Annotated in this window: 20 protein-coding genes; 9 read left to right on the forward strand and 11 right to left on the reverse strand. The window is 62.2% G+C overall.

The genetic code is table 11. The features are described from left to right. Position 1: 1 nt before the first annotated feature. From urtC to urtA, 3 genes are all read right to left on the reverse strand, one after another. Positions 2 to 1,165: an urea ABC transporter permease subunit UrtC gene (urtC, locus tag ASD03_RS36530; protein WP_057219099.1), complete on the reverse strand. Its 1,164-nt coding sequence runs from the start codon at positions 1,163 to 1,165 to the stop codon at positions 2 to 4. Then, positions 1,162 to 2,778 carry an urea ABC transporter permease subunit UrtB gene (urtB, locus tag ASD03_RS36535; protein ID WP_057219101.1) on the reverse strand — a complete coding sequence of 539 codons (1,617 nt, stop codon included), beginning with the start codon at positions 2,776 to 2,778 and terminating at the stop codon, positions 1,162 to 1,164. Before urtB ends, urtC begins: the two co-directional genes overlap by 4 nt. 187 nt (positions 2,779 to 2,965) lie before the next feature. Beyond that, positions 2,966 to 4,258: an urea ABC transporter substrate-binding protein gene (urtA, locus tag ASD03_RS36540; RefSeq protein ID WP_025429228.1), complete on the reverse strand. Its 1,293-nt coding sequence runs from the start codon at positions 4,256 to 4,258 to the stop codon at positions 2,966 to 2,968. A 300-nt stretch (positions 4,259 to 4,558) separates the two neighbouring features. Here urtA and ASD03_RS36545 point away from each other — a divergent pair, with 300 nt between their 5' ends. The 4 genes from ASD03_RS36545 to ASD03_RS36560 all read left to right on the forward strand — a co-directional run bounded on the left by ASD03_RS36545 (position 4,559) and on the right by ASD03_RS36560 (position 10,370). Beyond that, a complete protein-coding gene (locus tag ASD03_RS36545) occupies positions 4,559 to 4,990 on the forward strand; it encodes an OsmC family protein (RefSeq protein ID WP_057219103.1) in 432 nt (143 codons plus the stop codon). A gap of 113 nt (positions 4,991 to 5,103) precedes the next feature. Continuing rightward, positions 5,104 to 8,490 carry an ATP-binding protein gene (locus ASD03_RS36550; protein ID WP_057219104.1) on the forward strand — a complete coding sequence of 1,129 codons (3,387 nt, stop codon included), beginning with the start codon at positions 5,104 to 5,106 and terminating at the stop codon, positions 8,488 to 8,490. Further along, entirely contained in the window at positions 8,483 to 9,403 is a 921-nt protein-coding gene (locus ASD03_RS36555; protein ID WP_244494750.1) for a response regulator, read from the forward strand. The genes ASD03_RS36550 and ASD03_RS36555 overlap by 8 nt, the downstream gene beginning before the upstream one ends. 466 nt (positions 9,404 to 9,869) lie before the next feature. After that, complete coding sequence (locus tag ASD03_RS36560; RefSeq protein ID WP_025429232.1) at positions 9,870 to 10,370, forward strand: hypothetical protein; 501 nt, start codon at positions 9,870 to 9,872, stop codon at positions 10,368 to 10,370. An 18-nt stretch (positions 10,371 to 10,388) separates the two neighbouring features. Here the strand turns inward: ASD03_RS36560 and ASD03_RS36565 are convergent, their stop codons facing one another. The 6 genes from ASD03_RS36565 to ASD03_RS36590 all read right to left on the reverse strand — a co-directional run bounded on the left by ASD03_RS36565 (position 10,389) and on the right by ASD03_RS36590 (position 16,939). Next, complete coding sequence (locus ASD03_RS36565) at positions 10,389 to 11,099, reverse strand: FadR/GntR family transcriptional regulator (RefSeq protein ID WP_057209797.1); 711 nt, start codon at positions 11,097 to 11,099, stop codon at positions 10,389 to 10,391. A 115-nt stretch (positions 11,100 to 11,214) separates the two neighbouring features. Beyond that, positions 11,215 to 12,123, reverse strand: coding sequence for a dihydrodipicolinate synthase family protein (locus tag ASD03_RS36570; protein WP_057219108.1), 909 nt, complete (start codon positions 12,121 to 12,123; stop codon positions 11,215 to 11,217). A gap of 12 nt (positions 12,124 to 12,135) precedes the next feature. Continuing rightward, positions 12,136 to 13,851: an IlvD/Edd family dehydratase gene (locus ASD03_RS36575; RefSeq protein ID WP_057219110.1), complete on the reverse strand. Its 1,716-nt coding sequence runs from the start codon at positions 13,849 to 13,851 to the stop codon at positions 12,136 to 12,138. A gap of 291 nt (positions 13,852 to 14,142) precedes the next feature. Next, positions 14,143 to 14,919: an SDR family oxidoreductase gene (locus tag ASD03_RS36580; RefSeq protein WP_057219112.1), complete on the reverse strand. Its 777-nt coding sequence runs from the start codon at positions 14,917 to 14,919 to the stop codon at positions 14,143 to 14,145. 38 nt (positions 14,920 to 14,957) lie between these two features. Further along, entirely contained in the window at positions 14,958 to 16,106 is a 1,149-nt protein-coding gene (gene dgoD, locus ASD03_RS36585) for a galactonate dehydratase (RefSeq protein WP_025429237.1), read from the reverse strand. Positions 16,107 to 16,177: 71 nt separating this feature from the next. Then, positions 16,178 to 16,939, reverse strand: a complete 762-nt coding sequence (locus ASD03_RS36590) for a FadR/GntR family transcriptional regulator (RefSeq protein WP_025429238.1) — start codon at positions 16,937 to 16,939, stop codon at positions 16,178 to 16,180. A 198-nt stretch (positions 16,940 to 17,137) separates the two neighbouring features. On the opposite strand from ASD03_RS36590, the gene ASD03_RS36595 reads away from it, so the two are divergent. From ASD03_RS36595 to ASD03_RS36610, 4 genes are all read left to right on the forward strand, one after another. Beyond that, complete coding sequence (locus ASD03_RS36595; RefSeq protein ID WP_025429239.1) at positions 17,138 to 18,121, forward strand: arabinose ABC transporter substrate-binding protein; 984 nt, start codon at positions 17,138 to 17,140, stop codon at positions 18,119 to 18,121. A gap of 70 nt (positions 18,122 to 18,191) precedes the next feature. Continuing rightward, entirely contained in the window at positions 18,192 to 19,718 is a 1,527-nt protein-coding gene (gene araG / locus ASD03_RS36600) for an L-arabinose ABC transporter ATP-binding protein AraG (protein ID WP_057219114.1), read from the forward strand. Positions 19,719 to 19,720: 2 nt separating this feature from the next. After that, positions 19,721 to 20,671 (forward strand): L-arabinose ABC transporter permease AraH, encoded by a 951-nt coding sequence (araH, locus tag ASD03_RS36605; protein ID WP_025429241.1) that lies wholly within the window; start codon positions 19,721 to 19,723, stop codon positions 20,669 to 20,671. A gap of 7 nt (positions 20,672 to 20,678) precedes the next feature. Next, positions 20,679 to 21,572 (forward strand): aldose 1-epimerase, encoded by an 894-nt coding sequence (locus ASD03_RS36610; protein WP_063978377.1) that lies wholly within the window; start codon positions 20,679 to 20,681, stop codon positions 21,570 to 21,572. 107 nt (positions 21,573 to 21,679) lie between these two features. Here ASD03_RS36610 and ASD03_RS36615 read toward each other — a convergent pair whose 3' ends face one another. Then, the gene (locus ASD03_RS36615) at positions 21,680 to 22,291 is read right to left on the reverse strand and encodes a glutathione S-transferase family protein (RefSeq protein WP_057209809.1); all 612 of its coding nucleotides are present in this window, start codon (positions 22,289 to 22,291) and stop codon (positions 21,680 to 21,682) included. A gap of 76 nt (positions 22,292 to 22,367) precedes the next feature. On the opposite strand from ASD03_RS36615, the gene ASD03_RS36620 reads away from it, so the two are divergent. Continuing rightward, positions 22,368 to 23,084, forward strand: coding sequence for a YafY family protein (locus tag ASD03_RS36620; RefSeq protein ID WP_057219118.1), 717 nt, complete (start codon positions 22,368 to 22,370; stop codon positions 23,082 to 23,084). Positions 23,085 to 23,130: 46 nt separating this feature from the next. Here ASD03_RS36620 and ASD03_RS36625 read toward each other — a convergent pair whose 3' ends face one another. Further along, on the reverse strand, positions 23,131 to 23,982 hold the full coding sequence (locus ASD03_RS36625; protein ID WP_057209813.1) for a cupin domain-containing protein: 852 nt from the start codon (positions 23,980 to 23,982) through the stop codon (positions 23,131 to 23,133). Positions 23,983 to 23,999: the final 17 nt, after the last annotated feature.

Here is a 23,999-nt window from a genome sequence, read left to right on the forward strand (position 1 = left end):
ATCACTCCGCTGCCATCGGTTCAGCGACAAGGTTGTCGCGCGCGCTCTCGGCATCTGCCGCGCGGCGGTGAGCCTTGCGGCGGGTAAGATAAGCGCTCGCGGTCCCAATCACGCCTTTTGGCAGGAACAGCGTGACCAGGACGAACAGCCCGCCAAGCGCAAACAGCCAGAACTCCGGAAAGGCTGCGGTGAAGATGCTCTTGCCGCCATTGACCAGGATCGCGCCGACGATCGGGCCGATCAGCGTCCCGCGTCCGCCGACCGCGGTCCAGATGACCACCTCGATGGAGTTGCCGGGCTCGAACTCGCCGGGATTGATGATGCCGACCTGCGGCACGTAAAGCGCGCCGGCAATGCCCGCCATCATCGCCGAGACGGTGAAGGCGAAGAGCTTGATGTGTTCGACGCGATAACCGAGAAAGCGCGTGCGGCTTTCCGCATCCCGCACGGCGACCAGCACCTTGCCGTATTTCGAGCGCACGATCGCCGCCGTCAGCACCAGGCACAGGGCAAGCGTCACCGCGGATGCCGAAAAAAGTGCGGCGCGTGTACCGTCAGCCTGGATGTTGAAGCCGAGGATATCCTTGAAGTCGGTGAGGCCGTTGTTGCCGCCGAAACCCATGTCGTTGCGGAAGAAGGCAAGCAGCAGCGCATAGGTCATCGCCTGGGTGATGATCGACAGATAGACGCCGTTGACCCGCGAGCGGAAGGCGAACCAGCCGAAGACGAAGGCAAGCAGTCCGGGCACCACCACCACCATCAGTGCCGCGAACCAGAACATGTCGAAGCCCTGCCAGAACCAGGGCAGCTCCTTCCAGTTGAGAAACACCATGAAATCCGGCAGCAAAGGATTGCCATAGGAGCCGCGCGCGCCGATCTGGCGCATCAGGTACATGCCCATGGCATAGCCGCCGAGCGCGAAGAACGCGGCGTGACCGAGCGAGAGGATGCCGCAGAAACCCCATACGAGATCGAGCGCCAGCGCCAGAAGCGCGTAGGTCAGATATTTGCCGAACAGCGAGACCAGATAGGTCGGCACGTGCAGCGGGTGATCCGGCGCCGTCAGCAGGTTGAGGGCGGGAATGGCAATGGCAAAAGCCAGAAGTAGCGCCACAACCGTGACGATGCTGCGATCGAGCGACTTGAGCAGAAACGAGGTGATCATGCCTCCACCGCCCTTCCCTTGAGTGCGAAGAGGCCGCGCGGCTTCTTCTGGATGAAGAGGATGATGAGCACCAGAACGAGGATCTTACCGAGAACGGCGCCCGCATAGGGCTCGAGGAACTTGTTGAGGATGCCGAGCGAGAAGGCGCCGACGAGCGTTCCCCAGAGATTGCCGACACCGCCGAAGACGACGACCATGAAGCTGTCGATGATATAGCCCTGGCCGAGATTGGGCGAAACATTGTCGATCTGCGACAGCGCCACGCCGGCCATGCCGGCGATGCCGGACCCGAGAGCAAAGGTCAGAGCGTCGACCAGGGGCGTGCGGATGCCCATGGACGACGCCATGCGGCGGTTCTGCGTCACGGCCCGCATCCTCAGCCCCATCGACGTTCGCTTCAGCAGGAACAGAAGGGCTGCAAAGACGGCGAGCGCAAAGACGATGATCCAGAGCCGGTTCCAGGTGATCGTCAAGCCGCCGAGATCAAAGGCGCCGGCCATCCAGGAGGGATTGCCGACTTCGCGGTTGGTCGGCCCGAAGATCGAGCGAACCGCTTGCTGCAGGATCAGCGAGATCCCCCAGGTGGCCAGCAGCGTTTCGAGCGGCCGACCATAGAGAAAGCGGATGACGCTGCGCTCGATGGCAAGGCCGATGATCCCGGTGACGAGAAAGGCGAGCGGCAGGGCGATCGCCAGCGACCAGTCGAAGAGAGCGGGATAGGAGGTGCGAATGACGTCCTGGACCAGGAATGTCGTATAGGCGCCGAGCATGACCATCTCGCCATGCGCCATGTTGATGATGCCCATCACGCCGAAGGTAATGGCAAGACCGATTGCCGCGAGCAGCAGCACCGAACCGAGCGACAACCCGTACCAGACGTTCTGGCCGGCGTTCCAGAATGCTTGCGCCTGTTCGATGCGCTGCAGCGCGGCCTCGATATCCGGTTTCAGGCTCACGTCCGCCGATGAGCGCGCTGAGGTCAGCGCGCCAAGCGCCTCGCGGCCACCGCCTTCTGCCAGCGTCTTGATCGCCGCACGCTTGTCGTCGTCGGAACGGTCGGAAACCAGAAGCGTCACCGCGCGCGCCTCGTCGAGCGCCTTGCGCACCGTTGCGTCCTTTTCCGCGGCGAGTGCCGTCTCGATCGCCTCGAGCGCGTCGGCATTCGGCGTCTGCCGCATGGATTGCGCCGCCTTCAACCTTGCGCCCGTATCGGCGCTGAAAAGCGTCAGTCCACCGAGCGCGCCTCGAACGGCGCGCCGGACGGCGTTGTTGACCTTGATTTTCTGCAGCTCGCCCTTCGGCACTTCGCCGACATCAGAGCCATCAAGCGGATTGACTAGAACAAGACTCGCGCCCTTCTCCGTCGTGAGGAAGACCCCGCCGTCGGTCTTTCGCGCATAGAGATTGCCCTCCCCAAGTGCCTCGAGAACCGGGATGACACGTGGATCGCCGCTCTTGGCAAGCGCGGCAATGCGATCATCGAGCTCGGCCAGCTTGGCCGTTCCGAGCGCACTGACGAGCGCGCCGAGATCGTCCGCGGCGCGCGAGCCCGTGACATGGGCTGAAACCAGCAGGCAGAGGGTGATCAACAGGGTTTGCAGAATGCGATACATCGCCCTCTCGCTTGGGTCTCGCTCGTCTGTGGCAGCGCCAGGCAGGCGCGGCCACCGCGGCATGGAATTTCGAGATCCCTTCGCCCAACGGGAGCATTGGGCGAAGGGTATGCCTGCCTATGATTTCGTCATTCAAAGGGGAGCGAGGCGTTGGCCACGACCCGGAAACTATCGTTTGGTGATGAAATCAGGAGCCCTTGCCGCCGCATTTGCCCGTGGCGACGTTGAAGTTGCCGCAGGACATCGGCGCGCGCCAATCGGCGATCAGGTCCTTGGAGTCAGGCAGGTAATCGGACCATTCGTCACCAACCACGAGACCGGGCGTTTCCCAAACCGTCTCGAACTGGCCGTCGCTCTGGATTTCACCGATCAGCACCGGTTTGGTGATGTGGTGGTTCGGCATCATCGTCGAATAGCCGCCGGAGAGATTGGGCACGGATACGCCGATCATGGCGTCAAGCACTGCGTCGGTGTCGGTCGTTCCGGCCTTCTCGACCGCCTTGAGCCACATGTTGAAGCCGATATAGTGGGCTTCCATCGGGTCGTTGGTGACGCGTTTGTCGTTCTTGGTGTAGCCCTTCCAGGTCTTGATGAACTCGGCATTGGCAGGCGTATCGACCGACTGGAAGTAGTTCCAGGCGGCGAGATGGCCGACGAGCGGGGCCGTATCGAGACCGGCGAGTTCCTCTTCGCCAACGGAGAAGGCGACAACCGGGATATCCTCGGCCTTCACGCCCTGGTTCGCCAGTTCCTTGTAGAACGGCACGTTTGCGTCGCCGTTGATCGTCGAGACGACCGCCGTCTTCTTGCCGGCAGAACCGAATTTCTTGATATCGGACACGATCGTCTGCCAGTCGGAATGACCGAACGGCGTGTAGTTGATCATGATGTCCTCGGGCTTCACGCCCTTGGAGATGAGATAGGCCTCGAGGATCTTGTTGGTCGTGCGCGGATAGACGTAGTCGGTGCCCGCCAGAACCCAGCGCTCGACGCTTTCGTTTTCCATCAGGTAGTCGACCGCCGGAACGGCCTGCTGGTTCGGCGCGGCACCGGTGTAAAAGACGTTGCGCTGGCTTTCCTCACCCTCGTACTGCACCGGGTAGAAGAGGATCGAATTCAGCTCTTCGAACACGGGCAGGACGGATTTGCGCGAGACTGACGTCCAGCAGCCGAACACGGCCGAAACCTTGTCGACGGAAACGAGTTCGCGCGCCTTTTCGGCAAAGAGCGGCCAGTCTGACGCCGGGTCGACGACGACCGCTTCCAACTTCTTGCCGAGCAGGCCGCCCTTCTTGTTCTGCTCGTCGATGAGCATGAGCATGGCGTCCTTCAGCGTCGTCTCGGAGATCGCCATCGTTCCCGACAGCGAATGCAGAATGCCGACCTTGATCGTGTCGTCGGCCGCAAAGGCGCCGTTGAATGCCGTCGTCGACAGGATCGTTGCCAGGAAAGCGCCGGTGACGCGTGCCTTGATATTCATCTGATTGAACCCCTCTCGTTCTGATCGCCGCAACGAGGCTTCGTACCTTTTGACCGTTGCTTGAGGGATCATCCGCCAGTCGTGCTGCACTGCACATACGTCATTCTACGTAGGTCGAGGGGGCAAAGAGGAAGCTGCCGCGATATGGGCGATCCGGAGTTCACGCCGCGGTGCAGGAATTGTGCAAAGGCCATGACGTTGAAATCAACGTGCCAGTCTGGCCGCAGGATGGCTTTTCCGGCTATTGAAACATCGAAGGCCGACTGGCCATCAACAGCAGCTCAACACAGGTGAGAGATCATGAAAGCACGTATCAAGTGGGTTGAAGAGCGAACATTCGTCGGCGAGTCCGGAAGCGGTCACAAGATCGTCCTCGGAACGGCATCCGGTTCGGAAGGGCGGACGCCGGGCCCAAGCCCGATGGAGCTGATGTTGATCGGAGCCGGCGGTTGCTCGGCCTACGACGTGGTTCATATTCTCGAAAAGGGTCGCGAGCCGGTCGAAGATTGCTCCGTGGAGCTCGACGCCGACCGCGCCGAAGAAGACCCGCGCGTCTTTACCCGCATCCATATGCACTTCGTGGTCAAGGGGCGTGGCCTCTCGGAAAAGAAGGTCGAGCGCGCGGTCGCCCTCTCGCTTGAAAAATACTGCTCGGCGTCAGCCATGCTCGCCAAGTCCGCGAGGATTACCCATGATTTTGTCGTCGTCGACACATCAGCTGTGAGCGGATGATCCTTTCACACTTGCTTTCGCCATCTCCGCATTGCATAAATTTCACGCACGGAATGTGCGTGCCGTGAAAATAGGCACATATGTGTCGGCAATGCGAGAGATGACGAGGCAACATGGCGGCACGCCAGCGCATCATTCCCGTTCGACGCGAATACAATCGCTGGGTCGCCGACCAGACGCTTGAAGACTATGCGCTGCGCTTCACCGCCAAGAGTGCGCGGCGCTTTTCCTCCGAGCGCATCTCTCAGACGGCGATCGGGGCGATCTCGTTCCTGGCGCTGGAGGCGATCGGTGGCGCGATCACCATGTCCTACGGCACGACCAACGCCATCGTCGCCATCCTGATCGCCAGCCTGATGATCCTGACGGTCGGCCTGCCGATCAGCCGTTACGCGATCCGCCACGGCGTCGACATCGACCTTCTGACCCGAGGCGCCAGCTTCGGCTACATCGGCTCGACCCTCACCTCGCTGATTTATGCGAGCTTCACCTTCATCCTCTTTGCGATCGAGGCCTCGATCATGTCGGGTGCGCTCGAGCTGGCGCTCGGCATACCGCTTTGGGTCGGCTACATCGTCAGCGCGGTCGTCGTCATTCCGCTCGTCACCCATGGGGTGCGGCTCATCAGCAAGTTCCAGCTGATCACCCAGCCTTTCTGGATCGTGCTCAATATCCTGCCCTTTATCTTCATCGCCTTTGCGGACTGGGAGAAGGTCGGCACCTGGCTTGCCTATGCCGGCATGCATCATGCATCCGGTCCACCGGGCACGCTCGCGCCCTTCGACCTCATCGAGTTCGGCGCCGCCTCGGCGGTGATCTTTGCGCTGATGGCGCAGATCGGCGAGCAAGTCGACTTCCTGCGCTTCCTGCCGCCCGACGGCCAGCGCAAGCTGCATCACCGCGTCGCCATCTTCCTGGCCGGCTCCGGCTGGGTGCTCGTCGGGGCACCGAAGCTTCTGGCCGGTTCGTTCCTTGTCGTGCTGGCGCTTTCCTCCGGCGTTCCGTCGACGCGGGCGGCGGACCCGGCGCAGATGTACTACACCGCCTTCGGCTACATGATCCCGTCTGAGACCGCCGCCCTCCTCTTGATGGTCGCCTTCGTGGTCGTTTCGCAGTTGAAGATCAACGTCATGAACGCCTATGCCGGGTCACTTGCCTGGTCCAACTTCTTCTCGCGCCTCACCCACAGCCATCCCGGCCGCGTCGTCTGGCTGGTGTTCAACGTGGCGATCGCGCTGCTTCTGATGGAACTCGGCATCTACAAGCTCCTTGAGGAAACGCTCGGCGTCTTCTCGATCGTCGCCATGGCCTGGCTTTGCACCATTTCGGCCGATCTCTTCGTCAACAAGCCACTCGGCCTCTCGCCACCCGGCATCGAATTCAAGCGCGCCCATCTCTACGATATCAACCCGGTCGGCCTCGGTGCCATGGCGCTTTCGGCGACGATCGCGCTGGCGGCGCATTTCGGTGCCTTTGGCGCCATTGCCGCATCGCTTGCGCCCTATATTGCGCTGATTGTCGCCTTCATCGCCTCGCCGCTGATCGCCTGGGCGACCGGGGGCAAATATTACCTCGCCCGAAAGCCGAGACGAAGCTGGGCGAGCGAAAGCGAGATCACCTGCTCGATCTGCGAGCATCCCTTCGAGCCGGAGGATATGGCTTGGTGCCCGGCCTACGCTGCGCCCATCTGTTCGCTCTGCTGTTCTCTCGACAGCCGCTGCCATGACATGTGCAAGCCGAAGGCGCGCTTCAATGCGCAGGTGGCAACGGTCGCGAACGCGCTTCTACCCGAAGAGGTAACGGCGAAGCTCACGACGCGGCTCGGGCGCTACGCCATTTCGGCGGCGCTCTCGATCGCAGGCATCGGCCTGATCCTGGCGATGATCGCGCATCAGACCGGCAACGCTTCGCCCGAGACGGCGACCGTCATCGAGCGCACCATCGCCGTTGTCTTCTTCGTCTTTGCCGTGCTCGCCGGTATCGTTTGCTGGTTCTATGTGCTCGCCCACGACAGCCGCGTCGTCGCCGAAGAAGAATCGTCACGGCAGAACACGCTGCTGCTGAAGGAAATCGCCGCACACAAGAAGACCGATGCCGCCCTGCAGCAGGCAAAGGAGACCGCCGAGGCGGCCAACCGCGCCAAGAGCCGCTACGTTGTCGGCCTCAGCCATGAGCTGCGCACACCGCTCAACGCCGTACTCGGCTACGCACAGGTGCTTGAGCGCGATGAAACGATCCCACCGGCCCGACAGGGCGCGATCAAGGTGATCAAGCGCAGCGCCGATCATCTCTCCGGCCTCATCGACGGACTTCTCGACATCTCGAAGATCGAGGCCGGCAAGCTGCAGGTCTATTCCAACGAGATCAACATCCATGATTTCCTCGATCAGGTCGTCGAGATGTTCCGCCCGCAAGCACAGGCGAAGGGGATCGCCTTCGAACATCGACGCGCGCCCGCCTTGCCGCGCTACGTCAAGACAGATGAAAAGCGGCTGCGCCAGATCCTCGTCAACCTGCTCTCCAACGCCCTGAAGTTCACCGAGCGCGGCGAGATCCGCTTCGATATCGATTATCGCAGTCAGGTTGCGACGTTTACGATTGCCGACAGCGGCCGTGGTATTGCCGAGAAGGATCTGCCGCGCATTTTCGACCCATTCCAGCGCGGCGAGGCGGAACATCTCGGCAGCATGCCGGGTCTCGGTCTCGGCTTGACCATAACCCGATTGCTGACGCAGACGCTGGGCGGCGAGATAGCCGTCACCAGCGAACCGAACAGTGGCACGACCTTCAGGGTCCGGCTGATGCTCTCCGCCGTCGATCGGCCGGCGCCGCTGATAGCGGTGCGCCGGATCACTTCCTATCTCGGCCCGCGGCGCACAATCATGATTGTCGACGACAACGCCGATCACCGCGAACTGATGCGCGAAATCCTGCAGCCGATGGACTTTACGGTGCTTGCCGCCGAAAGTGGCGGGCAATGCCTCGCGATGGTCGAGGCGCTGGCGCCGGACATCTTCCTCGTCGATATCTCCATGCCTGGTATGAACGGTTGGGAACTCGTCGACAAATTGCGCCGCAACGGCCAGACGGCGCCGATCATCATGCTGTCGGCCAATATCGGCGACGGCTCGACGACAGGCGCATTTGTCGGCCACAACGACACACTCGCCAAGCCCTTCGGCGTCGGCCAGCTCGCAGACAAGCTCGCCGTTCAGCTCGGCCTGACCTGGATCCATGAGGGCGAAGCGTCCGAGGAGCCGAGAGCGGCAAATGCCGATGCGATGACGTTGCCCGACGAGCACCATGTCGAGGAGTTGATCCGGCTTGGCGAGATCGGTTACGTCAGAGGCATCGAGGCCAAGCTGACGGAAATCGCGCTGGAGCCCGAACATCAGCTCTTCGTCGATGCTGCTCGCGCCTATGTCCAGGCCTTCGACCTCACGGGCTATGACGCCTTCCTGAAGAAAAAAGCGGCGAATGGAGCTGTCACCCGTGGTTGAGACTTACGATCGTCGCGACATCGTACTGCTGGTGGACGATTCCCCGGAGGCCCTCGGCTTTCTAACCGAGGCGCTGGAGCAGTCGGGCTTTTCTGTACTGATCGCCACCTCGGGCAGTGCCGCACTTTCGATTGCCGACCGGATTACGCCCGATGTCATTCTGCTGGACGCTGTCATGCCCGGTATGGACGGGTTCGAAACCTGCCTGAGACTGAAGGCCAACGCCTCCGTCGGCCAGACGCCGGTGCTGTTCATGACCGGGCTGACGGAAACCGAGCATGTGGTGCACGCCCTCGAAGCCGGTGGCGTCGACTACCTGACGAAACCGATCAACATCGATGAGCTCAGGGCCCGCATCCGTGTTCATCTCTCCAATGCCCGCTCGGCGCAAAGCGCCCGCGTTGCGCTAGACGCCGCCGGGCGCCATCTGCTTGCCGTTCGCTCTGACGGCAGTGTTCGCTGGTCGACACCGCAGGCCAACCGCCTCGTCAACGCCGCAACCGGCAGCGACGAGGGCCTTGCGACGATCGCTCGGCGCATCGCCGCCTGGATGGAAAAAACCGAGACAGGCGGCAAGCGGGAGAACAGCTTTACCCTCGAAGAGCCCGGTCAAGCGGGACTGCAGATCTCTTTCCTCGGCGCGATCGGCGCAAACGAATACCTCTTCCGCCTGACGGCCGAGAGCAGGCGCAGCGACGACGAGATGCTGCGGCAACACTTCACGTTGACCCAGCGTGAATCAGAAGTGCTGCTCTGGATCGCCAAGGGGAAATCGAACCGCGATATCGGTGAGATCCTCGGCTTGAGCTCACGCACCGTCACCAAACATCTCGAACAGATCTATGTGAAGCTCGGCGTCGAAAACCGTGCCTCGGCGGCGGTCAAGGCGACACAGGTCCTGCACGGAATATAGCCAACGGCGTTCCGGCCGTCACGTGGCTCAGTCGCTGCTGGCCTTGTTCGCATTTCCCTGGGGCCCGAGAAGGACGTCGGAGAAGCCGGAGAGCGAGAGAGTGATGGGGATCGCCTTGCCTTCTCACGCCACCACCGAGCGCTCGATCCTCAAGAACCTGGGCCGGCGAACGCACGCCGCGCGAGAACACGTAGCGCGCCTATGATCGCCAGAGCGGTCTGCGGCCACTTTTCGGAGTATAGATCAATCGATGTAGAACAAATTCCGCCGCTATAAACACAATATCGGCCTAAAGCCTCCACCCACTCTTGCACAGGCAACGCTCCGGCATAGGTATTGGCACAGTGCAGCCGGCCACGCCTGACCGAGCGTCGCGTGCGGAACATCCGGCCGCCCCACACGTTGCCGCTGGTGACCTTGGCATTTGCTGGTGTACCATGGTGGTTTCTGAACGGAGGGTTGCGACATGCTGCGATGGCTTGTACTTGCCGCCGCGACCACGTCCCTGGCCGGTGTTGCGCAAGCGGATGAAGGTGCATTCCTGAAGTCGCTGCAGGGCAGTTGGACGGGCGGAGGGACGGTCAGAATCCGCACCTATATGTCGCCCGTCAATGTTTCCTGCAACTTCGATTCCCAATCCCAAGGGTTGGCACTCTCAATGGAAGGCGTCTGTCGCGGATTGATCCTGATTTCAAAATCGATTGATGCCCAACTGAAGTTCAGTGGCACGAAATACAGCGGATCCTACCTGGGTCCGCGCGGCGGACGGGCGGGCCTGAGCGGCAGCCGTCGCGGCGACGCCATCAATCTCACCATTCGCTGGGCAAAGGAAGTCAACGGCGACCGCAGCGCCAACCTGACGCTACAGAAGGTCGGCGCCAACGGCATGCGGCTGACCACCGTCGACGTCGACCCCGCATCCGGCGACAAGGTCGTCACCAGCGAGATCAACCTGCGCCGCAAGTGACGCCTTTTCAGCGCGCGCCTATCGTTTTCCGGCCTGAAAATTGCGCTGGTATGTAGCGCTCAACAGTGATTCCGCCGCGGTGGACGCCGCCATCGGATCGCGCGCTTCAATGGCGTCGACGATCGCTTCGTGCATCTTCAACGAGTGCTGCAATCCGCCAAACGTCCTGAGTGTCCGGGGAATGCTGATCGTCAGTGCGGTGCGGATCACCGACGAGACAGGCAAGAGAAAGCGATTGCGCGCCGCCTGGATGATTTCCAGATGGAATTCGATGTCGGCTTCGATGGCGGCGGAAACCGTCGCGTGGTCTTCGGTCATCCGGGAATAGGCCGCGCGGATGCGCACGAGTTCGTCCGCCGATCCTCGGCGGGCAGCAAGGCCCGCTGCCATCGGCTCTATCGCCAGGCGGATTTCAAACAGTTCTTCAGCCAGTTGCTGCTGATCCTCCGCCCCCTCATGCCAGGAGAGCACCACCGGATCGAGCGTGTTCCAATGCTCCGGTGCGCGGACACGGGTGCCCAGGCGCGGCTTGGCCTCGATGAACCCCTTGGTCGAGAGGATCTTCAGCGCTTCGCGCAAAGTCGTCCGGCTAACGCGCAGATTGCCCAGCATCTCGGATTCCTTGGGCAGGATGTCGCCGGGTTTAAGTTCGCCAAGCGCGATGCGCCGGCCGATCTCCGCCGCGATCTGCGCGGGCAGCCCGCGGTCACCGATCGTAAATGTCGTCATCAGCCGTCCGTTTCCGAAATCCCGGCGCGCATTCTGGCGCGATTCGACCCCTTGCTACCATAGCCGTTGCCACGCCCCAACACGGCCAAGCCAGGTTGAGCCTGGGCGAAGGCGGTTACACTTCGCCGAGACGACCAAGCTCCCCCGCAAAACGCCGAACCATTGCCAATCCTGTCTCGGTCGGGCGCAGCGCAGGCGCACGATCGAAGACGGGCAGGCCGGCACGTTCGCCGAAGAGACGCTTGCCGTAGCACATCAGGTTCTCGATCCCCTGCATGGTGAACACCACCGCCGGCAAGATATCGCGATAGGCGGCTTCCGCCTCCTCGTCCCAGCCGTCACGATAGAATTCATAGGCCCTCACCGCATGGTCGATGCAATCGGGCGCAAGGATGAAGCCGCGGCATCCGGCACGCAGGTTATCGATGAGTTCAAGACCGGCGCGACCGTTGAAAACGGGCAGGCGGCCCTCTGTGACCTCGATCAGTGTGGCGATATCGACCACCGGCCCCTCGCCCTTGATGAGGGTAATGTTTGGATGCTGGCGGACCAGCTCGGCGATGTCGGTCGCCGTCAGCCCTCTGCCCATGAAGGCTGGCGCATTCTGGATTGCGACGGGCACGTCGATCGCATCGGCGACGCGACCAAAGAAACGGATATATTCCTGGGCCGAGAACTGGCCGACGATCGGCGGCTGCAGGATCAACCAGTCAGCACCGGCGCCAACGGCATGGCGCGCCTGGCGCACCTGCTCTTCGACCGATGGGCCGAAGATGGTCAGCGCCACGGGCACGCCGCCGGCCGTGTCCTCGACCAGCCATTCCATCACGGCCATGCGTTCGGCCTCGCTCAACTTCGAGGCTTCGGTCGCAAGGCCAAGCGCTGCCATGCCGTGCACGCCGGCAACGAGACAGACTTCCGTCTGCCGACGCATCGCCTCGCGATCGAGCTTTTCGTCGTCATCAAACAGCGCGTAGAGGATGGCGTGGATGCCATGCAGGTCGGCAGGATCGAACCGAGACATCGTCGCTCCTCCTCAATGGCTCTCGCGCGGCACGGCGTGCCCGCGACAACCGACAAGGAAATCAAGATCGGCGCCGCGATCGGCCTGCATCACGCGCTCGACATAAAGGCCCTGATAGCCACCGGGCATGGCGATTTCCGGTGGTGTCCATTCCTCCCGCCGGCGCGCTAGCTCCGCCTCGTCGACATCGAGGTGCAGCCGGCGCCCGGCCACGTCGAGTTCAATCCAGTCGCCGTCCTTGACCAGCGCCAAGGCACCACCGACCGCAGCCTCCGGCGCGACGTGCAGAACGACAGTGCCGAAGGCGGTGCCCGACATGCGAGCGTCGGAGATGCGCACCATGTCGCGCACGCCCTTCTTCAGCAGCTTTTGCGGCAGCGCCATGTTGCCCACCTCGGCCATCCCGGGATAGCCCTTGGGGCCGCAATTCTTCAGAACCATGATCGATGTCTCGTCGATAGCGAGGTCGGGATCGTCGATACGCTGCTTGTAGTGATCGATCGTTTCGAAGACGACCGCGCGGCCGCGATGCTGCATCAGGGCCGGGGTCGCGGCGGAGGGCTTTAGGATCGCCCCCTGCGGCCCCAGATTGCCCTTCAAGACGGCAATCCCGCCCTGCTGCGTCAACGCCACGTCGCGCGGCAGGATGACATCGGGATTGTAATTCTCCGCATCCGCAATGTTTGCGCCGACGCTTTGGCCGGTAACCGTCGGGTTGTCGAGATCGAGCAGATCGGCGATTTCCTTCATGACGGCGGGAAGACCGCCGGCGTAACAGAAATCCTCCATCAGGAACGTGCCTGAAGGCATGAGGTTGAGGATCGTCGGGACATCCCGGCCAAATCGGTCCCAATCTTCGAGCGTCAGTTCGGTTCCCACCCGTCCGGCAATCGCTAGCAGATGAACGACGGCATTGGTCGAGCCGCCGATAGCGCCGTTGACACGGATGGCATTGGCGAAAGCGGCACGCGTCAGGATATGCGACGGGCGCAAGTCCTCGGCCACCATCGCGACGATCCGCCTGCCGGAAAGCCGCGCCAGGCGCGCGCGGTGTGCATCGACGGCAGGATAGGCGGCGTTGCCGGGCAGAGCCAAGCCCAATGCTTCTGCCATCGACGCCATGGTCGAAGCCGTGCCCATTGTCATGCAATGGCCAGGCGAACGCGACATGGCGCTTTCCGCCGCCATGAATTCGGCCGGCGTCATGACACCGGCGCGCACATCCTCGGAGAATTTCCAGACATCGGTGCCCGAGCCGATGGTCCTGCCCTTGAGCCGCCCGTTCAGCATAGGTCCGCCTGAGACGACGATCGCCGGCAGATCGCAGGATGCCGCTCCCATGACGAGGGATGGCGTGGTCTTGTCGCAGCCGGCCATCAGCACGACACCGTCGATCGGGTTGCCGCGGATTGCCTCCTCCACATCCATGGACGCAAGGTTGCGAAAGAGCATGGCGGTCGGACGCAGGTTGGACTCGCCGCAGGAAAAGACCGGAAACTCCAGCGGCAGGCCGCCCGCCTCCAGCACGCCCGCCTTGATATGTTCGATCAGGCCGCGAAAATGAGCGTTGCACGGCGTGAGTTCGGAAAAGGTATTGCAGATGCCGATCACCGGGCGACCGTCAAAGGCGTCATCCGGCAGGCCGTTGTTCTTCATCCAGCTGCGATGAATGAAGGCATCCTTATCGAGCCCCCCGAACCAATGCTGCGATCTCAGTTTTCTCGACACGTTCAGCTCTCCCTACGTACCCTGCCATGTGTTGGCCGACGGGCATTTTTATTTCTCATATAATCGGAGTTATTCGCGGTCAAGCATCTACCACGCACAATTGCCCGTGCCCACCAGCCTATGCGGGAGTGGGCGGGCACATCGCAGAAGATGAAATGACGTCTCGAGATCGCGGGCGAAACCGGTCACGGGGGCAAAGCGTGCCGCCCCCTGGCCGCACGAACGGCAGGCGCCGCACCACCGCGGCGATGCACGGCGGACAGCTATCGGGGCATGGCGGCGTGACTTGGCTTAAGGATGATGCAAAACGCTCAGTCCACCGTCGACGGTCAGGCAGGTGGCGTTGATGAAGGTGCACTCGTCCGACACCAGGAAGAGTGCGGCGCGAGCGATTTCATCCGCCGTGGCGATGCGGCCGCCGGGGTGCAGCTTCATCGTTTCCGCCTCGGCGGCGACCGGGTCCGGGAAGCTGTTCCAGTATTCGACCGCCTTCTGGGTCAGCACGTATCCAGGCGCAAGGGCATTCACCCGGATGCCTCTGGAGGCATATTCGATGCCGAGCGACTTGGTCATGCCGAGAAGCGCATGTTTCGCCACGGGATAGGGAAACGTATGCGGTATGATCGTGAAGGCATGTGTCGAGGCGATGTTGAGAATGACCCCACCGCCCGCCTCGATCATACCGGGCAGAACGGCGCGGCTACAGTTCCAGGCGCCCTTGAGATTGACATCAAAGCAGCGCTGCCAGTCGGCATCGCTCAATGCCAGCGGCTCTGAAAAGACATTGATGCCGGCATTGTTGACCAGCGCATTCGGCCTGCCGATCGTCTTTTCGGCCTGACGGATGGCCTCGGCAATCGCATCGGCATCGGTGATATCTGCCGTCGTCGAGGCAAGCGTGCCGCCTTCCGCCGCAAGCCGGGCCGTCTCCTTTTCGAGCAGCGGCCCGTCGCGATCGATCAGAAAGAGGCTGGCGCCTTCCTTCAGGAACGCTTCGGCCATGGCAAGACCAATGCCCTGGGCTGCCCCTGTAATGACAATGCGTTTTCCAGCGAGCCGCTTGCTCATATTTTCTGCCTCCCTCGACTGATGATCCCGCGCAACCGTCACCACTCGGCGACGCTGCCGTCCTCATGGCGCCAGATCGGATTGCGCCAGCGATGGCCCTCCTTGGCGCGCTCGATGACATAGGCCTCGTCGACCTCGACGCCGAGGCCCGGACCCTGCGGGATCGAGACAAAACCGTCCTCATAGTGGAAGACGTCCTTGTTCGAGACATAGTCGAGAATATCGTTGGCCTCGTTGTAATGAATGCCGAGGCTCTGCTCCTGGATGAAGGCGTTGTAGCTGACGGCATCGATCTGCAGGCAGGCGGCAAGCGCGATCGGCCCGAGCGGGCAATGCGGCGCCAGCGCCACGTCATAGGCCTCGGCCATGGCGGCGATCTTGCGGCATTCGGTGATGCCGCCGGCATGGGAGAGATCGGGCTGGATGATGTCGACATAGCCGTCCGCAAGCACCGACTTGAAGTCCCAGCGCGAATAGAGCCGCTCACCGAGCGCGATCGGCGTAGAGCAATGGTTGGCGATTTCCTTCAGCGCCTCGCGGTTTTCCGAAAGCACCGGCTCCTCGATGAACATCAGCTTGAACTGCTCGAGTTCCTTGGCGAGCACCTTGGCCATCGGCCGGTGCACCCGGCCGTGAAAGTCGACGCCGATGCCGATATTCGGGCCGATCGCATCGCGGATGATGCCGATCGTCTCCACCGCCTTGTCAATCTTCTCGTTGGTGTCCACGATCTGCAGTTCCTCGCAACCGTTAAGCTTGATCGCCTTGAAACCGCGCGCCACCACATCCTTGGCGTTGCGGGCGACATCGCTCGGGCGGTCGCCGCCGATCCAGGAATACACCTTGATCTTGTCGCGGCACTGCCCGCCGAGCAGCGAGTGCACCGGCTGGCCCAGCGCCTTACCCTTGATGTCCCAAAGCGCCTGGTCGATGCCGGCAAGCGCGCTCATGTGAATGGCGCCACCGCGGTAGAAGCCGCCGCGATACATTACGTTCCAATGATCCTCGATCAGGAACGGGTCCTTGCCGACGAGATAGTCGGCAAGCTCGTGCACCGCAGCCTCGACCGTCAGCGCCCGTCCCTCGACGACAGGCTCCCCCCAGCCGACGATACCTTCGTCGGTCTCCACCTTGAGAAACAGCCAGCGCGGGGGAACGATATAGGTGGTGAGCTTGGTGATCTTCATGAGTTGAGGTCCAGTTCGGTGGGGATGGCTTGTCACGGCCGAGCCCTGCCGGGCTCACCGCGACCGGGATTTCAGAGGGTGGGTTTCGCAGGGCTGTGTTGCTTGACTGCGGTTGCCAGATCGCGCGCGGCAAGATCGAGCATGCGGATCGAGCAGTCGCGCGCCGCTGACTTGTCGCGCATGCGCAGCGCTTCGACCAGTTCGCGATGGACGTCGATCGCTTCGTCGCGCCGCTCGGCGGCTTCGTTCGATGCATGCAGCGAAAACTTGAGCGCCGCCTGGATGATGCCCACAAGCTGCAGGAAGACCTGATTATGGCTGGCCCTGAGCAGGCAGGTGTGGAACGCCACGTCAGCGTCGGTGAAGCCGGCAATATCGCTCTCGCCGTCACGCATCGCCTGCCAGGCTCGCTCGAGATCGGCGATTTCCTGGACCGTCGCACGCTCGGCGGCGAATTCTGCGGCAACCGGCTCGATCGCCCGGCGCGCTTCCAGGATGCAATTCAACAGGTCGAATTCGAAGATGCGTTCGCCGATCCATTCGAGCACCTGGGCATCGAGAATGTTCCACTCGTCCTTGCCGCAAACGACGGTGCCGACCCGCGAACGGCCACGCACCATGCCCTTTGATTCGAGGATCTTCAGCGATTCCCGGATAACGGTCCGGCTGACGCCATAACGCTCGCACAGATCGTTTTCGCGCGGCAGATAGGAGCCGACAGGAAAGATATCGGCGCAGATGTCGGAAGCGATGGTGCGCGTCACGTTCTTCTGGACGCGCGGCCGGCGCTGCACCTGCATCTCCGCTGCGCCCTGCGGCTCCTGACCTTCCATCTGCATCTCCACCCATGCCTTCGTATCTGCCGACGCTTTTATCCCAGATCACCTTCCCTCGCGACAGGGATCCAAGGAGCGTTTCGACAATTATTATACATCACTACCTCATTCATCATACAAAGGCAATTGACGGATATGATGATTCATCATACACAAATGGCAACTGCAGGAGGCAGTTCACCAGGGAGAGAAATCATGCGCTTCTTCAAGGCCGCCATTTTGGCCGGCACCGTCGCCGTATTCGCCGCAACCTCGGCCTTCGCCGCCGACGTCAAGATCGGCTTCATCGTCAAGCAGCCCGAGGAACCGTGGTTCCAGGACGAATGGAAGTTCGCCGACGTCGCTGCCAAGGAAAAGGGCTTCACGCTGGTCAAGATCGGCGCGGAAGATGGCGAAAAGGTTCAGTCCGCGATCGACAATCTCGGCGCACAAGGCGCGCAGGGTTTCATCATCTGCACGCCTGACGTCAAACTCGGCCCGGGCATCATCGCCAAGGCGGCCGCCAACGATCTCAAAATGATCACGGTCGACGACCGCCTGGTCAACGCCGACGGCAGCCCGATCGAAGACGTGCCGCATATGGGCATCTCGGCCACCAAGATCGGCGAAGCCGTCGGCCAGTCGATCGTCGACGAGATCAAGAAGCGCGGCTGGGACATGAAGGACGTCGGCGCGATCCGCGTATCCTACGACCAGTTGCCGACGGCCGTCGACCGTGTCGAAGGCGCACTGTCAGTGCTGAAGGCAAACGGCTTCCCGGAAGCAAACATCTTCGACGCTCCGCAGGCCAAGACCGATACCGAAGCCGCACTCAACGCCTCAACCGTCGTTCTCAACAAGAATGCCGGCATCAAGAAGTGGGTCGCCGTCGGCCTCAATGACGAAGCGGTTCTCGGCGCCGTGCGCGCCACCGAAACCGTCGGCATTGCACCCGATAGCATGATCGGCGTCGGCATCGGCGGCGCGGACTCGGCCATCAACGAGTTCAAGAAGCCCGCAGCAACCGGCTTCTACGGCACCGTGATCATCTCGCCGAAGCGCCACGGCTATGAGACCGCACTCAACATGTACGAGTGGGTCGCCAACGGCAAGGAGCCGGAAAAGCTGACGCTGACGGCCGGCCAGATCGCGCTGCGCGATAACTATGAAGCTGTTCGCAAGGACCTCGGCATCGAATAATCGTCGTCTTCGATGACTTTGAGCCCGGCGGTTCGACACCGCCGGGCGCCCCATTCCCGGAGCGTCGCAGATGCAAGACTTCCTCGAATTCCGATCCATCTCCAAGGGCTACCCTGGCGTTCAAGCGCTGTCGAACGTCTCTTTCTCGGTGAAAAAGGGCGCGGTTCACGGCCTGATGGGCGAAAACGGCGCCGGCAAGTCGACGCTCATCCGCGTTCTCTCCGGCGACCAGTCCGCCGACACCGGCGAAATCCTGATCGACGGSGAGCCGCAGCACTACCGCTCGGTGCGCGACGCCTTTCATGCAGGCGTCATCGTCATCCACCAGGAATTGCAGCTCGTCCCGGAACTGACGGTCGCCGAAAACCTCTGGCTCGGGCGCTTTCCGAGCAAGGCCGGCGTCATCGATCGCCAGCAGCTGACCGGGGTCGTTTCAAAGAAGCTTGCCGAGATCGGCATCGATGTCGATCCGGCCATCAAGGTCGCCTCGCTTTCGATCGGCGAGCGGCAGATGGTCGAAATCGCCAAGGCGGTGATGCTCGACGCGCGCGTCATCGCGCTTGATGAGCCGACCTCGTCGCTGTCCTCGCGAGAAAGCGAGATCCTCTTTACCCTCATCGATCGCCTGCGCGCCAACGGCACGGTCATTCTCTACGTTTCCCACCGCCTCGATGAGATCTTCCGCCTCTGCGACAGCCTGACGGTGCTGCGCGACGGGAAACTCGCCGCCCATCATCCCGAAATCTCGAAGGTGACGCGCGACCAGATCATCTCGGAAATGGTCGGCCGCGAGATCGCCAATATCTGGGGCTGGCGCGAGCGCAGCCTCGGTGAAGAGCGGCTGCGCGTCGAGGGCATTTCGGGAGCGAAACTTCGCCAACCCTTGAGCTTCTCCGTCAGGCGAGGCGAGATCCTCGGCTTCTTCGGCCTGATCGGCGCCGGCCGCAGCGAAATGGCCCGCCTCGTCTATGGCGCCGATGCCCGCAACGGCGGTTCGGTGTCGGTTGATGGCGTCACGATCCAGGCTGACAGCCCACCCCATTCCATCCGGTCGGGCATCGTGCTCTGCCCGGAAGACCGCAAGTTCGATGGCATCGTCCAGGGACGATCGATCGAAGAGAACATGACGATCTCCTCACGTCGCCATTTCTCGCCCTTCGGCCTTATCAACCCTGCGAAAGAAGGCGCGCTTGCCGACAAGTTCATCGCCAAGCTTCGCGTGCGTACACCGTCGCGCCGCCAGGACATCATCAATCTGTCGGGCGGCAATCAGCAAAAGGTCATCCTCGGCCGCTGGCTGTCCGAAGAGGGCGTCAAGGTGCTTGTTATCGACGAGCCGACACGCGGCATCGATGTCGGTGCAAAGTCGGAAATCTACGAAATTCTCTACGAGCTCGCCGCCGAGGGCATGGCGATCGTGGTGATCTCCAGCGAACTGCCTGAGGTCATGGGCATCGCCGACCGCATCATGGTCATGTGCGAGGGCCGCGTCGCCGCCGACATTCCCAGAGCCGAGTTCGACGAGCGGCGCATTCTCGCCGCCGCCCTGCCGGACGTTCAAAACTTAAACACTCCTTCTCACGCACAGGTACGGTGACGATGACCTCCTTGAAAAAACTCCTTCTTGGCGAACAGGGCCTCGTCGTCATTTTCGCACTCGCCTTCGCCGTCGTGTCGCTGACGGTCCCCAACTTCCTGACCGAGCGAAACATGCTCGGCCTGCTGCAGTCGGTCGTCACCATTGGCATTGTCGCCTGCACCATGATGTTCTGCCTTGCCTCGCGCGACTTCGACCTTTCGGTCGGCTCGACCGTTGCCTTCTCCGGCATGGTCGCGGTCATGGCCTCAAATGCGACCGGATCGATCCTGCTCGGCCTGGTCGCGGCCCTGGTGTGCGGCGGTCTCGTCGGAACGGTCAACGGCGTCGTCATCGCCCGTTTCCGCATCAACGCGCTGATCACGACGCTTGCCACCATGCAGATCGTGCGTGGCCTGGCGCTCATCGCATCGGACGGCCGCGCCGTCGGCATCAACGATCCGAGCTTCTACCAGCTGGCCCTTTCGCGCTTCCTTGGCATCCCGACGCCGATCTGGGTCATGGCGCTGTTCTTCGTCGCCTTCGGCTTTTTGCTGAACCGCACCGTCTTCGGCAAGAACACGCTGGCAATCGGCGGCAATCCCGAAGCGTCGCGCCTAGCCGGCGTCGACGTTGCGCGCATGCGCATCTGGATCTTCGCGCTGCAGGGTCTCGTCTGCGCCGTCGCCGGCGTGTTGCTGGCGTCGCGCATCACCTCGGGCCAGCCGAATGCGGCGACCGGCCTCGAACTTTCGGTTATCTCCGCCTGCGTGCTCGGCGGCGTCTCGCTTGCCGGCGGACGGGCGGCGATGACCGGCGTCATCGTCGGCGTGCTGATCATGGGCATTGCGGAAAACGTCATGAACCTGCTCAACATCCAGGCCTTCTACCAGTATGTCGTGCGCGGCTTCATCCTGCTGCTGGCCGTTCTGCTCGACAACCTGCGCTCGTCCGCCGTTGGCCGACGCGTTTAGCAGCCGCATGTCCTCGGACGTCCTGCCGCTTAGCAATGGAGAGCTTTTGATCGAATTGAGCCGCTTCGGCGGCTCGATCCTGTCCGGTTCCTATTGCGGCGTGCCGATCTTCCGATCCACGCCAACCGGCGGGCTTGCCTCGCAGCACCACGGTCAGGAGGCGAGCTTTCCGCTCGTTCCCTTCGGCAACCGGTTGGAGGGGAACAGCTTCACCTTCTCAGGCAATCGCTTCGTCCTAGCTCCCAACGCCATCGACCCCTGTTACCTGCATGGCGACGGTTGGCTGGCGGCATGGCAGGTCGTCTCGCACGGCGAAACCGAAGCATTCCTGCGCTATGTGCACGAGGCAGTTGCCCCCAATCCCTATGCCTATGAAGCCGTTCAGCGTTTCACTGTTGAAGATGACCGCCTGACCGTCACGCTTTCCGTCACCAACAGGTCGGGCTTCGCTCTGCCCATCGGCCTCGGCCACCATCCCTTCTTCCCGAGAACCGCCGGCACACGGCTGATCGCGAAGGCCGAACGGTTCTGGACGGAAAGAGAAGGTCACCTGCCCGACCGGCCCGGGCCGATACCGCACACTCTTGAGTTCGAGCGGGGCAATCTCTTGCCACGCCGATGGCTGAACAACGCCTATGAGGGATGGGACGGCAAGGCCGTGATCGAGTGGCCGGAACACGACCTCTACCTTGAAATCGACGCTCAGCCGGTCTTCGGTCATTTCATGCTCTATTCGCCTGCAGACGCAGACTTCTTTTGCTTCGAACCGATGACGCACCTGCCGAACGGCCATCACCTTGCCGGTCTCGGCGGTCTGACAATCGTCGAACACGGGCAAAGCCTGACCGGTATGCTGACCTTCTCCCCGCGCCCGATCTCATCCCTAAAAGACCTTGAATAGGAATAGGTTGCGGGCAAAGCTGAACCGTAGTTTCAAACGATGAAGCACCGCACGTCATGTCTGGCGCGCGGCACTTCATCGTTTCATCTCTCGAACCGATTTCGAGCCTATGCCGCCGCGAGCGACGACGCGTCGAAATCTGCGGCCCATTGCACGGCCGGCCGCGCGGCGCAGCGCTCGATCCAGGCTTTGACGGCGGGCACATTCGGCGTTGCTTCCGGGAACCATGCAAACGGCGAATAGAGCAGCAAGTCGGCAGCCGAGAACTGCTCGCCCATCAGATAGGGGCTTGCCGTGAGCGCCGTCTCGAGTTGACGCGCCATCTCGACGGAACTGCGGAACGTGAACTGCAGATAGGGATGCGAGAGCCCCGCCGCCTCGACGATCAGCACCGGCTCGACCACGCCCGCGTACCAGGCAAGCCAGCTCAGATAACGGCCGCGCTTGGCATCGCCGGGAAGCGGCGCCAGTTTCTTGGCGGGGAAAAGATCGGTCAGGTACTGAATGATGGCGATGCTTTCCCAGATGACGACGCCATCATGCACCAGCAGCGGCACCTTGCCCTCCGGGTGCGGATTTTTCGGGTCCTTGGCCCCGCTGCCGTCGCCGCGGGTGATGCCGACGATTTCGATGTTCACCTTGTCAAGCGCATCCAGTTCGCGAAGCAATGTGATGATGCGCGAGGAGCGGGAGCGCGGGGCGTGATAGAGCGTCAACATGGAAAGTCCTCGGATTGCGGTTTCTGTCTGGGCTCTTTATAAAACAACCCAACTGCCAATTTTCGTCAGTAGGCTCATGGCGCGCAGCGATCGTTTGTTTCGTCTTCTCCAGGCGCTTCGCAGCCTGCCGCCGCCGGTAACGGCAGCCAGGCTCGCCGAGGAAACCGGCGTGTCGCCACGCTCGCTCTACCGCGACATCGACAGCCTGCGCGCCGCCGGCGCCGTCATCGACGGCGAGCGCGGTTTTGGTTATCGCCTCACCGAAGATATCGCCCTCCCGCCCCAGACGTTCACCCGCCTTGAAATCGAAGCCCTGGTGCTGGGGCTGGGCGAAGTTCGCCACATGGGCGAACCGGAATTGGCGAAGGCGGCCGAGGCCGTGCTTTCGAAGATTATCGCCACCCTGCCCGACCGATTGCAGCAGCAGACGGTCCATGCCGTCTCGCAGGTTCACCGTTTCGAGCACAGGCAGGCGCCGGATATCGACGTCGGGCTGCTTCGCGAGGCCTGCTGGCAGGAGCGGGCAATCGTCATCGACTATGTCGACGCCGAGCGCCGGCACAGCGAAAGGCGCGTGCTGCCGCTCGGCATCGTCTATCTCGAAAATGTCCTGGTGCTGCTCGGCTGGTGTTACCTGCGCGAGGACTTTCGCAAGTTTCGCATCGACCGCATCGCCGAGATAACGCCGACGGACGAAAGCTTCCGCCCGCGGCGTGTGCCGATGCTGCGCGAATTCATTGCCCGCATTAATGCCGGCGCGACGGACGCGGCGCCGGCCCACCGCAAGGGATAGGCAGACGCGGCATCAAACTCTCAGATCGAAGCTGTTTGGGTTCGACTCAGAAATCCGGTGCCACGCCGAAGACGAACTCCACCTGCTCGCCCGACATGTTGTAATATTGGTGATCGGTTCCGGCCGGAATGTAGAAGCCGTCGCGCGGATTGAGCTCGAACCAGGCCTGGCCTTCCGCGTCAGGCACGTGAATGTTGAGCGTTCCCGAAACGACGTAGAGGCATTCATCGCCCTTGTGGCGTTCGACGCCGGTGCGCTTGCCGGCCAGCAGCGTCGTCTTTCCGACAGTCAGCTGATCGGTGGCGCAATAAAGGCCGGTAAAGGCGCCTTGCGTCGCCTGGTCCAGGCTCCACAGCAGATCGGCATCGCGCATCGGATGGATGGTGCGCGCGTCGCGGTGGGCTTGCGCCTCCATCGGCCAGCGGCCGAAAAACTCGCTCTGGCTGTAACGCGACTGAGCAAGCTCGAGATAGGGCTTGGTGCGGGCATAGGGACCGGACGTGCCCTTTGCCGGCGGTGGCGCAAAGAACTCCAGCACCCGGACCTGGTCATTGCCGAGGTTGAAGCCGTGATGCCAGGTGTCCTTGCGGAAGAACAGCGCCTCGCCCTTTTGCGCAATGCAGAATTCGCCTGTTTCAGGATTGGCAAGGCCGAGCGTGCCGCTCAGCACATAAAGCACTTCATCGGCACCGAAGATCGTCCTGAAAGCGTCGGTATGCTTGAAGCAGCCACCGGGCTGCATGCCGAAGACGATCTGATGGATGCTGTCGGTAGAAGCATAGATCCAGTCGTCGACGAGGCCGGCATTCTCCTCGCCCCAGAGGTGCCGGGTGACGCCGGCATAGGGGATATGGCTGGCGCGGTCGAATACGGGACGCGGTGAAGGCTTGTAGCCCATCGGTAACTCCTTGGCTG

This window comes from Ensifer sp. Root127 (assembly GCF_001425225.1).
Taxonomy (GTDB): Bacteria; Pseudomonadota; Alphaproteobacteria; order Rhizobiales; family Rhizobiaceae; genus Ensifer; species Ensifer canadensis.